11 protein-coding genes are annotated in these 12,116 nt (G+C 73.2%); 3 read left to right on the forward strand and 8 right to left on the reverse strand.

Going from position 1 to position 12,116, the window contains the following annotated elements; translation table 11 throughout:
• Positions 1 to 8: 8 nt before the first annotated feature.
• Positions 9 to 1,352 carry a D-alanyl-D-alanine carboxypeptidase family protein gene (locus AC6JBM_RS19015; protein WP_497984919.1) on the reverse strand — a complete coding sequence of 448 codons (1,344 nt, stop codon included), beginning with the start codon at positions 1,350 to 1,352 and terminating at the stop codon, positions 9 to 11.
• A 200-nt stretch (positions 1,353 to 1,552) separates the two neighbouring features.
• Between AC6JBM_RS19015 and AC6JBM_RS19020 the strand changes: the two genes are divergently transcribed.
• Positions 1,553 to 2,017 carry a hypothetical protein gene (locus AC6JBM_RS19020; protein WP_497984920.1) on the forward strand — a complete coding sequence of 155 codons (465 nt, stop codon included), beginning with the start codon at positions 1,553 to 1,555 and terminating at the stop codon, positions 2,015 to 2,017.
• Positions 2,018 to 2,032: 15 nt separating this feature from the next.
• On the opposite strand, the gene AC6JBM_RS19025 is transcribed toward AC6JBM_RS19020, so the two are convergent.
• The 3 genes from AC6JBM_RS19025 to AC6JBM_RS19035 all read right to left on the reverse strand — a co-directional run bounded on the left by AC6JBM_RS19025 (position 2,033) and on the right by AC6JBM_RS19035 (position 4,465).
• Positions 2,033 to 2,773, reverse strand: a complete 741-nt coding sequence (locus AC6JBM_RS19025) for a sensor histidine kinase (protein WP_497984921.1) — start codon at positions 2,771 to 2,773, stop codon at positions 2,033 to 2,035.
• A gap of 173 nt (positions 2,774 to 2,946) precedes the next feature.
• Positions 2,947 to 3,546: a hypothetical protein gene (locus tag AC6JBM_RS19030; protein WP_497984922.1), complete on the reverse strand. Its 600-nt coding sequence runs from the start codon at positions 3,544 to 3,546 to the stop codon at positions 2,947 to 2,949.
• Positions 3,547 to 3,754: 208 nt separating this feature from the next.
• Positions 3,755 to 4,465, reverse strand: coding sequence for a hypothetical protein (locus AC6JBM_RS19035; protein ID WP_497984923.1), 711 nt, complete (start codon positions 4,463 to 4,465; stop codon positions 3,755 to 3,757).
• 196 nt (positions 4,466 to 4,661) lie between these two features.
• On the opposite strand from AC6JBM_RS19035, the gene AC6JBM_RS19040 reads away from it, so the two are divergent.
• Together AC6JBM_RS19040 and AC6JBM_RS19045 are read left to right on the forward strand one after the other, a co-directional pair.
• Complete coding sequence (locus tag AC6JBM_RS19040; protein WP_497984924.1) at positions 4,662 to 5,507, forward strand: universal stress protein; 846 nt, start codon at positions 4,662 to 4,664, stop codon at positions 5,505 to 5,507.
• Between the two features lie 38 nt (positions 5,508 to 5,545).
• Positions 5,546 to 6,415, forward strand: a complete 870-nt coding sequence (locus tag AC6JBM_RS19045; protein ID WP_497984925.1) for a universal stress protein — start codon at positions 5,546 to 5,548, stop codon at positions 6,413 to 6,415.
• Positions 6,416 to 6,630: 215 nt separating this feature from the next.
• On the opposite strand, the gene AC6JBM_RS19050 is transcribed toward AC6JBM_RS19045, so the two are convergent.
• The 4 genes from AC6JBM_RS19050 to AC6JBM_RS19065 all read right to left on the reverse strand — a co-directional run bounded on the left by AC6JBM_RS19050 (position 6,631) and on the right by AC6JBM_RS19065 (position 12,069).
• On the reverse strand, positions 6,631 to 7,569 hold the full coding sequence (locus AC6JBM_RS19050; RefSeq protein ID WP_497984926.1) for a cyclase family protein: 939 nt from the start codon (positions 7,567 to 7,569) through the stop codon (positions 6,631 to 6,633).
• Between the two features lie 101 nt (positions 7,570 to 7,670).
• Complete coding sequence (locus AC6JBM_RS19055) at positions 7,671 to 9,680, reverse strand: Hsp70 family protein (RefSeq protein WP_497984927.1); 2,010 nt, start codon at positions 9,678 to 9,680, stop codon at positions 7,671 to 7,673.
• Positions 9,677 to 11,554, reverse strand: a complete 1,878-nt coding sequence (locus AC6JBM_RS19060; RefSeq protein WP_497984928.1) for a dynamin family protein — start codon at positions 11,552 to 11,554, stop codon at positions 9,677 to 9,679. Before AC6JBM_RS19060 ends, AC6JBM_RS19055 begins: the two co-directional genes overlap by 4 nt.
• A complete protein-coding gene (locus AC6JBM_RS19065; protein WP_497984929.1) occupies positions 11,551 to 12,069 on the reverse strand; it encodes a hypothetical protein in 519 nt (172 codons plus the stop codon). The genes AC6JBM_RS19060 and AC6JBM_RS19065 overlap by 4 nt, the downstream gene beginning before the upstream one ends.
• Between the last annotated feature and the right edge of the window lie 47 nt (positions 12,070 to 12,116).

The raw sequence follows: 12,116 nt of genomic DNA on the forward strand, positions 1-12,116 counted from the left end.
TCGACCGCTCACACGTGCGTGATGCGCTCCCACTTGCTGGGCGGCTTCAGCGTGTGCGTGGCATGGAGGGCGGCGGTCATGGTTGTGTCCGAGGCGGTGAGCTTGAGCGCGCCGACCCCGGCACCCGCCGCGACGCGGCCCCGCACGCTGCCCAGCATCTCGATCCGGTAGGTCAGGCCGGGCCAGCCGAGCACGTTCACGTCGCCGCCCGGGACGAGCGTCGTGCTCCTGCCCATCGCCCCGCGGACGGTCGCCACGACGTCGTCGGCGGCCACGACCCGGTACCGGTGCAGCAGGCCGCCGCTGGCCTGGATCAGGCGACGGGCGGCCTCGAACGCGTCCGTCATGTTCGGACCGGGTGCGAGCACGGCGCCGACGACCTTGTACCGGTGACCCTCCGCGGAGATCTCGGCCGCGAAGAGCAGGCAGCCGCCGGCCTCGTCGGTGAACCCGGTCTTGATGCCGATGATCCCGTCCTGGTACAGCTGCGTGTTGACGTTGCTGACCTGCCCGACGACGGGGAGCGCGGCCTGCGGCATCGCCACGATCTGCGCGAACACCGGCATCTGCATCGCCAGCCGGCCCAGGGTGGCCTGGTCGGCGGCGGTGCTGACGGTGGCCGCTTCGAGTCCGGACGGGTCGGTGTAGTGCGTGTTCGCCATCCCGAGCTGGGCCGCGGCCTGGTTCATCTTGGTGACGAACGCGGCGTCGTCGCCGGCGTCCCACCGGGCCAGGATGTGGGCGATGTTGTTGGCCGAGGGCAGGAGCAGGGCCACGAGCGCCTCCCGCTCGGTGAGTGTCTCGCCGGCCACCACCTTGACCACCGACTCGCCGGAGGAGAACTGGGACGGGTAGGTCGCGGCCTCCTCGGCCGAGACGGTCAGCGTGGGGCCGTCCTCGTCCAGGCGCATGGGATGGTCCCGCAGGATGAGGTACGCGGTCATCACCTTGGCGACGCTGGCGATCGGCACGGGTCGTGCACCGCCGGAGGTGCCCACCCGTCCGAGTCCGTCGATGTCGACCGCCGCCTGCCCGGCCTTCGGCCACGGCATCGCCGGCGCGGCGCCCGGGATCGTGTACGTCTGCGCGACGGTCTGCACGATCTGCGGCACCGGCACCGGCTTGGCCAACCCGTACGTGACGAATCCGCCGGCGGTCAGCACCACGGCCGCCACGGCCACGGACAGCCACAGCTCTCGACGGCGAGCCGGCCGCGGTGCGACCGCCGGCTCCAGTTCCGCACTGATCTCAGTATCGGTCTCGGGCTCAGTCTCGGTCTCGGTCGTAGTAACGGCCTCGGTCTCGTTCTCAGTATTGGTATTGGTCTCGGTCTCGGTATTGGTCTCGGTCAACTCGACCCCCCACGGCCAAACGCTCAGCGAAGCCGCGCCCTACCCGAACCGACCGCTGGCTAACGTCCGAACCCGGCCCCGACTCCTGGCCGCCCGGAAGCTGGCGCCGATCGGCCCATCGGGTGAACCGTCCGGCGGCGACCCGCGCGGTGTCCGCTCCGCGACGGCGTGATCGGCGGGAAGGCGGGACCATACGAGCCGTGACCATGCACCTGTACGACCGCAGCAGCCGGACCCTCGCCTACGCCGATCTCGACCCCGTCCTGCGCCAGGCCGTCGAGCGCCACGCCGAGGAGCGGCTGCTCGGCGCCGTCGCCCCGGTGGCCGGCGTCGACACACGATCGGTCAGCCTCAAGCGACGCGGGCTGTTCCGTCGCGGCGAGCCCGAGCACCGCACCATCGGGCTGCTGCTCCCGCACGCCCTGATCGTGCTCACCGCCGGCGCCGAGCGCGGCGTCGTCGTGAAGTCCACCCGCCTGGCCGACATCGCCGCGATCCAGCGCGAGGACCCGCGGCTCGTCATCGACACCGGGGTCAGCGTCCAGGCTCGGTGGGACGGCGGCCGCGCCGCGTCCTGGTTCCTCGCGCTCGGCGACGACCCGGCCGGCCGGGCGTTCCACGAGACGCTGCACGGCGCGGTGGTGGCGGCTCGCCAGCGCGGCTGACGCGCCGCCCGCCGGTCAGTCCGCCGCCAACGGCAGGCTGAGGTGGAGGACGAATCGCCCGGCCGTCATGGCGGCCGAAAACCGGCCTCCTGCCGACGCGGCGCGTTCCCGCATGCCGATCAGGCCGTGGCCCGTGCCCGGCCCCTGTACGCCCGGTCGAGCCGGATTGGCGAGTGTGATGTCAAGGGTGTCGGTGCTGTACGTGAGGTCCAGGTCCACGGCTCCTCCGCTACCGTGCTTGCGGGCGTTGGTCAGTGCCTCCTGCGCGATGCGGTAGGCGGCGAGGTCGGCGGTGCCGGTGAGTGGTCGCGGGACGCCACTGCGGGTCACCCGGACGTCGAGCCCGGCCTGGCGGAATCCGTCCAGCAGCGCGTCGAGTTCGGCGAAACCGGGTGCGGGTTGCCGGTTGTCCGGCTCGTCGTCGGCACGGAGCAGGCCGACGGTCGCCCGGCTGGTGTCCCTGATGCCGGCGAGGGCCTGGTAGGCGCGGTCCGGGTCGGTGCGCAGCAGGTGGTGCGCGACGCCCGCCTGCGCGTTGACGAGCGTGATGTGGTTGGCGACGACGTCCCGGAGGTCGCGGGCGATTCGGACGCGCTCCTCGCGGACCTGCCTCCGATGATCGAACGCCGTACCGCCGTAGGTCAGCTCCACCCCGCTGAGGTGAGCCTGGTCCAGGATCTTCTCGACACCTCCGACGTCTGCGTCGGACTGCAGGGTCACCTGGGCATACGCCACGGTGGAGCAGAACGCCTCCACTGTCGCGACCAGGCCCGTGCCACGTCGTCGGCCAGCCGCGGTGATCGTACGTACCGCGGTCGCCGCAGCCGAGCCGTGCGTACCGCCGATGGAGTACCCGTCCTCGCAACGGCGCGGCGCCGAACGCGTCGCCGCACGCGGGCCGGCGGCGACACGTTCGGCTCAGACAAGCGTCATGCCTTCGGGGTCTTCGCCATCACGCCCTTCGCGAGGGTGGTCATGTTCGTCTTCATGGCGTCGGAGTCCCAGGGCTCGGTGCCGCCGGCGTTGAATCGGACCTCGACGTACAGGTTCTGCTCGACGCAGACGAGGACCGCCTCGAGGCGCTTGTCGCCCGCGCTGAGCCGCCTGCTGAAGAAGCCCTGCGAGCCGCAGCCGGTGACCTTCTCGTCGTTGAAGCCGGAGATCTTCGGGTACGCGTCGGAGGACTCCTGGTAGCGGGCCGCGGTGTCGTCGTCGACGTTGGCGAACACCTTGAGCGTCTGAGCGCCGTCGGCGGCGGAGAGGGAGTACTCGCAGCCGTTGAGGGTGTACTTGGTCTTCTCCTCGAGGGGCTCCCCCGTGCCGGTGCCGGCGCGCTGGCCGAGCAGGCTCGGGTCGGCGAGCGCGCACCGGTCGGTGGGCTGCTTGTAGCCGCCGCCCGGGTTCGCGGCGCGGGTGGCCGCCGGGGAGGCCGAGTTGGTGGTGGGCTTGTCGTCGCGGCCGTCGGCGAGGACGAGGACCGCCCCGAGGACGAGGCAGAGCACGAACACCCCGCCGACGAGGCCGAGCACGAGGCCGAGGACGTTCCTGCGCCTCGGCGAGCGGCTCGCCGGCAGGTACGGCGAATTTGTATAGGGAGCGCCCTGGTAGGGCGGCTGGTGTGGCGCGTTCATGGTCATCAAGTCTGGTGGCATACGGGCGGGCGCACGGTCGGGCGGTGGATGCCGGGAAGGTCGGCTATCCGACCGTTGTCGGCTTTGCACCAAGTGCTTTGTGCGCTCAGCCGCCGATACAGCGGCCGCTGCCGGTGTAGCAAGCGTGGTCGTTCTGGGGCGGCGGTGAGGAGGGAATGGCGCGGACGGGGTAGTAGTCGTCGTTGACGGTGACCATGACCACGTACTGGTACCGCGGGAAAAACGTCGCGACATCGACGGACTTCTGCTCGCGATAGGCGGGGTTGGAATACCGCACAGTGAGCGCGCCGGCGCCCTGCATGGGGCCGGGCGTCGCCGGCTGCCGCATCCAGTCGATCTGGATGGTGGCGTTCTTGGTGTAGTACAGCGGCGGCTGGGACTGCCCGCCGCTTGCGAACCAACCGGCTTGCTGAAGGCCCTGGTCCCAGCCGGCTTTGTCCGGTATGTCGGCGGTGCCGAGGTACGCGGTCACCACGCGCTGGCACTCGACCCAGGACCCGCCGAACATCGAGCCGGACGAGCGGATGCCGCACACGTCGGTCACCGCCGTGGCCTCGGCCCGGCCGACGACGGCCAAGATTTCGGACATTCGCGCGTCGAGTGTCGCGGTCGACGTCCGGTCGGCTTCGATCACGGCCGATGACGAGGCCAGCCTGGCGGGCTCGGACGGCCCCGGAGACCTGTCGCGAAACTGCAAGCCGGCATTGCCGCAGCAGATTGCCAAGGCGGCCAGCAACAGCAACGGCACCATCAGGAGCGCGACGATGCGCGGCGAACCACGGTTCGACATTGGCATCACTGAATTGTCGAACCCCAAGGAAACGCGACGGTGTCCTTCTCGCATCGACCTCGCCGCAACCGCCACGGCCGGCGAACCCGGGGCGTTCCGGAAACAACCCGGACGCCCCCTCGCCGCCGCGGCGCGCGCCGGGGCATGGTGAAGGTGGAAGGCAGTTTCCCCGCGGTGGATCCGCCGACATCGGGAGGTTGTCATGACCGCCAATCGCCGACCGGTGACCGTTGGTGTCGACGGCTCGCCGGCCAGCTTCGGCGCGGTCCGCTGGGCCGTGGACGAGGCGGTGCGCCACGGGCAGCCGCTGCGGGTCACCCACGCGATCGCCGTCGCGGGCGCCCTCGAACGGGCGACCGACGAGCACGAGGTCGCCCTGCACGCCGCGGCCGAGGCCCGCACCTGGCACCCCGGCCTGCACGTCACCACCTCCACCTGGCGCGGCAGCCCGGCCCGTGTGCTCCTCGACCAGTCGCAGTCCGCCTCGCTCCTCGTGGTGGGCAGCCGGGGAATGGGAGGCTTCGGCTCGCTGCGGATCGGCTCCGTCGGCCTGCAGGTGGCCGCGCACGCGCACTGTCCCGTGCTCGTCGTGCACCATGCGGAGCGGTGGGCCGGCCCGGACGTACCGCTGCCGCAGCATCAGCCGATCGTCGTCGGCGCCGACAGCTCCGCGCACGCCGAGTTCGCGGTGGAGCTGGCGTTCGCGGAGGCGATGTCGCGCGGTGTGCCACTGGTCGCGGTGCGCGCCTGGCAGGAGCCCGCCCACCATTGGGGCCGGGCCACGGACCTCACCCAATGCGCCGCCGGGGCCTACGACATGCTGGCCGCCGGGCTGGAACCGTGGCGGGCGAAGTACCCGACCGTGCCGGTCGACCTGCGCGCCGTCCGCGGTGCGCCGGCTCCGGTGCTGCTCGCGGAGGGCCGCGACGCGCTCATGATCGTGCTCGGTCCTCGCGGAACGGGCGGCTTCGACGACCTCACCATGGGCTCGGTGACCCAGCAGGTGCTGGACCACGCCCCGGCCCCGGTCCTCGTCGCCCGCCACTGACGCACGCCGCACACACGTGTGTGAGGGAGGCATGTGTCATGGGTACCGACAACGCGGTGGTCGTCGGCGTCGACGGCTCACCGAGCAGTCTCAGCGCCGTGGCGTGGGCCGCCGCCGACGCGATGCTCCGGCACCGCCCGCTTCGCGTCGTGCACGCGTTCGTGTGGCCCCCGGTGTTCGCGCAGGCGCCGCCGCGACCGTACGAGCAGGCCGTGCGGGAGTCCACCGAGCAGATCCTCGGCGCGGCGGTCTTCCGGGCCCGCGACGTCGCGCCGGACCTCGACATCAGCACCGACACGCCCGCCCTGCAGGCAGCCGCCGCGCTCGTGACCGCCTCCCGGCACGCCATCGCCGTCGTCGTGGGCAACCGCGGCCTCGGCGGCTTCACCGGCCTGCTCGCCGGTTCCGTGGGCGTCGAACTCGCCGCCCACGCCGCCTGCCCGGTCGTCATCGTGCGCCACTCCGCCCGGCCGGGCGGCCCCGAGGCCGGCCGCGTCCTCGTCGGCATCGACGGATCCCACGACGCCGAGCGCGCACTGCAGTTCGCGTTCGAGCAGGCGTCGTTCCGCGGTGCCGGGCTCACCGCCGTCCTGGCCTACCTGCGGCCGGAGCCCACCAGGCCGGACGACATCCTGCCGCTGATCCGCGATCAGGACACGCCGCGCGACGACGAGCGCCGCACGCTGGTGGAGTCGCTCTCCGGCTGGGCCGAGCAGTACCCCGACGTCGATCTGCGCACCGCCGTGGTCCACGGCCGCCCGGCGGCGGTGCTCACCGAGCGGTCCGCCGGCGCGGAGCTGCTGGTCGTCGGGTCCCGCGGGCGCGGCGGCTTCACCGGGCTGCTGCTGGGCTCCGTCAGCCAGGCCGTCATCCGTCACGCCGACTGCCCGGTCGCCGTCGTCCGATAGCACGCACGTCCGTGGCCCGGGCACAATGAAAGACCTACGAGGCGGTTTCCCTTCGCCGGCATTGCCCGGATCAGGTGGTGGGGATCGCCGGTCGACCTCTCGGTCGTGTTCAGCCTCTCAGCTCAACTGTCATCCAGTTGGGCTCTCCCGCACGTCTCGTAGGCCCAACCACCAATCTACGCCGAAGGCGACGCGTTGCCGGGTGAGTCATCGGGTTAGAACGTGGCGATCGGGTTGACCGGGCTGCCCGACGTGCCGGCGAATCGGACCGGCGCGACCGCGAGCTGGAAGTCCCACTGGCCGAGCTCGGCCGCCGTGGTCGCGCACGCCTCCAGGTCGCAGTTGTCGAGCAGCCACAGGCCCATCGCGACGAGACTCACGGCATGAACCGGCATCAGCACGTCGTCGTACCCCGAGGGCTGAACGTCCTGCGGTGTGTCGGCGCCGATCAGCGCGACCTGCCGCTCATGCAGCCACGGCAGGCAGGACGCGTGCCAGCCGGCCTGCGTGAAACCGCCGTCCGCACCGGCCTCGTGCCGGGCGCGGCCGTAGCCGGTCCGCAGAAGTACCGCATCGCCGGGTCGCACCCGCACACCCTGGCGACGCTCGGCCTCCTCCAGATCCTCGGGAAACACGCCCTGCCCCGGCTCCAGCCACGCCACATCGCGGACCCTCGCGATGTCCAGCAGGACACCGCGCGTGACGATCCCGTTCGCCGCCGCCGTGACGGCCGCCCACGCCGAACCCGTTGCGGCATCGACCAACGCGTGTGACCGCCCGTTGTACATCGTGCCGTCCCAGAAGATGTGGCACGGCGAGTCGACGTGGGTCAGGGTGTTGCCGTGGAACGTGATGCCGAGCCGCTCGGAGGAGAAGCCCCAGCGCCGGTCGTTGCGGAATGCGGGCACCGGCATGTGCTCGGCGCCCGGCATGTCGGCGGCGCACGGGCACGTCGTCGTCGACCGCTCCATCTCTTCCGGGACGGCCACCTCCCAGGCGCACGACACGCTCCTGCCGTGGCGCACGGCCCGCGCCGCCGCCAGCCGGACCTCGTCGGTGATGTGGTTCAGCGTCCCGAGCTCGTCGTCGTCGCCCCACCGTCCCCAGTTCGACAGCGTGTCGAAGTACGCGAGCACGTCGTCCTGTGTGGGCATCGGTCGCCCCGCCGTCATCCCTGCACCGACTCCTCCGGTCACGCGGTTCGAGACACCGCGGGTGAGCCCCGACCGTACTACTCCGGGCGCGATCGAGTTCGTCAAGCACCGACCAACGACGACCGGGCCGCCCGGCGCAGCAGGACGCTGTTGATCGGGTAGCTCACGGTCGTCTCGCCCGCGAACAGGGTCCACACGAGGTCCACGAAGGTCGCGGCGGTGGCCAGCTCGTAGCCGTAGCGGGTGCGGTCAACGCTCGACAGCCTGGGCGGGCGCCCGCCCGGGAGCACGACGAACGCCTCGACCCGGGCCGTCCCGCCGAGCTGCGTGCGCCAGCTCTGCAGCTGGTCGGACAGCGACGGACGGGCACGGGCGTCCGTCGCCTCGTGGACGAGCAGGACGAAGTTGCCGGCCGAGATGGCGTAGTGGAAGGACGTCGCCCCGGTCACCGGGAGTTCGTGCATGCGGACGGCCGAGTAGGCGAGCAGCCGGTGGTAGGGCGCCTTGGGCTGCTCGCCGGGTCCGAACCATTGCCGCTGCGCGAGCTGGGCCAGCGTTGCGGCGTCGGCCTCCCGGTCGGCCACCCGCTCGGCCGCGGTACGGGCGTCGCCGAGGGCAACGGCAGCCCAGGCCGCGACGATGAGGATGCCGAGCGCGGCGGCGGCGCCGATCCAGTCGGCGGTGTGGTTTCCGCCGCTGACCGCGCGATAGACGTAGATGACGATCTGGAGGAACGCGTACGCCGCGGCGACGCCCGCGACCGTGACGACCCACATGCTGGGGCGTCGCCCGGCGGGCCGGTCACGCCGCCGGTGGTCGACGAGCGTGCCGGCGGCGACGAGCACGGCGAGGGCGGGCGGGGTGAGGTTCCACGGGTCGTACTGCTGCCGCAGCCACACCCGGACCGCCTCGCCGAGCAGCCAGACGACCAGCACGGCGACCGCGGTGCCCCAGCCGGGCCGCGCGGTGCCCGCCGCGCGGGCCGTCGGCGCCCCCACGATGTCGGCGCGGGCCTGCGGTGGCGGATACGGCGCCGCCACCGGGTCGGCGTCGCCGGCGATCGCGCGCGCCTCGGCGACGGCCCCGCGCACGACCGCGAGCTCGGGCTCGGGCACCGTCACGACCCGGCCGGGCGCCTTCGCCTCGAGCAGCTCGCGGACCAGCGGGATCCGGCTGGACCCGCCGACCAGGACGACGGCGCCCAGCGCGGCCCAGTCCTCGACCAGGCCGACCTGCTCGGACGCGTGCACCGTCCGCTCCAGGTCCGGGCGGATCAGCGTGTTCAGCTCGGCCCGGGTGAAGCTGATGGTGACGGCCGAGCCCTGGACCTGCTCGGTGGCGACCTCCACGCCGCTGTCCGACAGCCGCCGCTTGAGGCTTTCGCAGGCGGCGAGCGCGTACGCCTGCGTCTCGACGCCGGCCGGCAGCCGCCCGTCGCCGCGGAGCGCGGCCAGGATCATCCGGTCGAACTCCGCGCCGCCGACGTCGGCGAGTCCGCCGGGGAGGACGAGCGCCTGCCGCTGGTCCTCCGGCGGCGCCAGCACGGCACAGTCGAACGTCCCGCCGCCGAGGTCGTACACGAGCAAGGGCCGATCATCCGGTACGGCACCCTGCGACCGCGCATGGACGACGGCCGCGACCGGCTCCTTCACGATGTGCAGTGTCCGACCGGCGAACCCGGCCTGGATCGCGGCCTGCCGCAGCGCCTCCTGCCGGTAGCCCTGCTCCCAGACGCTCGGGACGGTCAGCACGACCACGTCAGGTTCGGCGGTGACGAGCCGGGCGGCCTGCCGGCGCAGGAACCGCAGCACCTCGGTGGTGAGGTCGGCCGCGGTGTACCGCTCGCCGCCGAGCACGAACGTGCGGCCGCCGCCGAGGTCGCGCTTGAACTCGTCGGCGAACCCGTCCGGCGCCGCCAGGCGGGCGTTCACCGCGGCGGTGCCGACCAGCCATTCGCCGCCGGTGCGGCAGACCGCGGTCGGGATCGCGGTGATCCTCCGGGCCGGTGACGCCGGGTCGGTCACCAGCCGCGGCTCGTCGTCGCCGGTCTGGACGGCCAGCGACGAGGTGGTCATGCCGAAGTCGATGGCGTAGACGAGACGGCCGCTCACCCGGCGGCCCCGTTCCGCGCGTCCCGAAGCTCGGCCGCCAGCCGGAGCGCCGCCTCCCGCTGCCGTTGCTGTTCGTCGGCCAGGCGTCGCAGCGCCGCCGGGTCCGCACCGCCGGTGCCGGCGACGGCATCGGCGGCGTCCAGCTCGGCGAGCACCTCGTCGCGCGCGGCGCCGGCCTGCCGGATGAACTCGTCGCGCACCGCCTCGGCGATCAGTGGCCCGCTGCGGCCCAGCCAGTCCTGATGCTGCTTGATCTGGTCGTCGACCCAGGCCGGGGCCTGGCCGCTCAGGGTGTTGAGGCCGGTCTCCCGCCACCGCTGGCGCTCCTCGCGGAGCGTGTCGCGGATGCCCGACGCCCACCCGACCAGGTGGCCCAGCAGCGCGCCGACGGCGGCGCCGGGCAGCACCCCGAGGCCGGGGGCGAAGAACGTCACGACGCCGCCGACCATGCCGCCGATCGCCCCGCCGGTGATCGCCAGCGTCCGGCCGTTGACCGCGCCGGCCCTGATAGCGGCGAAGGTGAGCACCGGCCGGTCGTCGACCAGCCGGGTCACCACCTCCCAGCGCTTGCCGGCCCGCACACCGGCGACATCGTCGGCGGCGCCAGGGTCGAGGTCGAGGTCGAGGCCCGACTCGGCGGCCCAGCCGGCCCACACCTTCAGGACCGCGTTGGTCAGCGCGGCGTCCGCGTCCTCGCGCAGCCGCAGGATCCGCTCGGCGAAGTTGGCGGCGTACGTCTGGGGGTCCAGCCGCGGGGAGTACAGTCCCTGCTCCGCCCGGATCTGGCCCTTGAGCAGCCGAAGCTGGTCGGTCAGCTCGGCGTCCACGCGGTCGGCCGCCGCCCGGCAGCGCTGCGTGAGCTCGTCCGGCGCGCGTGCGATCGCGTGGTCGAGGCGGGCCAGCCGGGCCCGCAGCTCGTCCGAGCGGCGGGCCACCGCCGCGGCGTCGTCCACCTGGGCCCGCAGCGCGGTCAGGCGTTCCCCGGCCGCCGCCGCGATCTCCGCCAGAACGGTGTCCAGGAGGTCGGCGGCGGCGTCGAGTTTCGCGGCGAGCAGCGTGGCCGCCTCGGCCAGCAGCATCCGCCGCAGCCCCGGAATGCCGGTGTCCTCCTCGCCGCCCCCGCCGTCGGCCGTCAGGTACAGGGCCTCCTCGGCGGTGACCTCGGCGACCGGGACGCTGCCCGCGGGCCGGCCGGTCGCCTGCGCGACCCGGTCGGCGTTCTCCCTCGCGTACGCCGCGGTGGCGGCCCGGCTCGCCCTGTCCACCTTGGTCACGACCAGCACGAACCGCGGACCCCGGCCGATGCGGGCGAGCTCGTCCAGCTCGTCCTTCGTCAACGGGCGATCGACGGCGGCCGCGACCAGCAGCACGTCGGCCTCGCGGGCACGGCGGTGCGCGATGGCGTTGTGCGCCGGGTTGCGACTCAGGATGCCCGGCGTGTCGACCAGGACCAGACCGGCTGCGAGCAGCGGCTGCGGGCTGCGGATCTGGATCTCGACCACGTCGTCGGCGGCCCCGCGCCGGGACTGCTCGCTCACGTACCGGCTCAGCTTGTCGACATCGATCTCCCGCTCGCGCACCTGCGAGCCGTCCGCGATCCGCACGAAGGCCCGCGCCTGACGGCCGAAGTACACGGTGGTGGCGACCGCCGTGTTCTCCGCCGCCTCGTGCGGGAACAGTGCCCGGTCCGCGACGAGGGCGGCCAGCATCGTCGACTTGCCGCGGTCGAAGCTGCCGAACGCGACGACCGTGCAGGCCGGTGCCGCAAGCGTGGACAGGCCGAGCGTGGACAGCCGCGGGTCCGGCAGCTGCCGGGCCGCCTCCGCCGCGACCGCCCGTACCGCGTCGAACCTGAGCCTCACCGGGTCGGTCATGGCGCCTCGTCCTCCCTCTCGTAGATCACGACGTCCTGCGGGCGGAGCACACCGGCGCCGAGCCGCAGCCCCGGGCGGGCCGTGGCGGCGATCCGGCCCGCCGGTCCGCCCGGCGTCGTGCCCACCACCCGATGCCGCTGCGGGACGACCGGCCCGTCGTCGGCGAACTCGGTGACCTGCAGGCCGTCCAGCACCACGTCGAGCCGGTCCAGCAGCCACGTGTACACCTCGTTCGTGCCGTCGGACACGTCCCGCAGCCGCTCGCGGACCCCGGCCAGCTCGAGCGCGACCGGCGCACTGTCCCAGCCCTGCGCCGCGGCGGGCGGCGGGCTCACGGCCCGCGCCGTGGCCAGCGCGTCGGCGAGCACCGCCAGGGCGTGCCGGCCGACCTGCAACAGCTCGTCGTCGTCGCGGGGTTCGCCGGGCGCCGGCGTCCCGGCCCGCAGCGCGGCCTCCCGCACCAGCTGGTGCAGCTGGTGGTTGGGGCGGGCCGGGCGCCGGAACGGCAGCATCACAACCGTCTCCTCATCCGTGCGGAAGCCTCCATCGGTAGCCTCGGTCA

The sequence above is a fragment of the Dactylosporangium thailandense genome, from assembly GCF_059739745.1.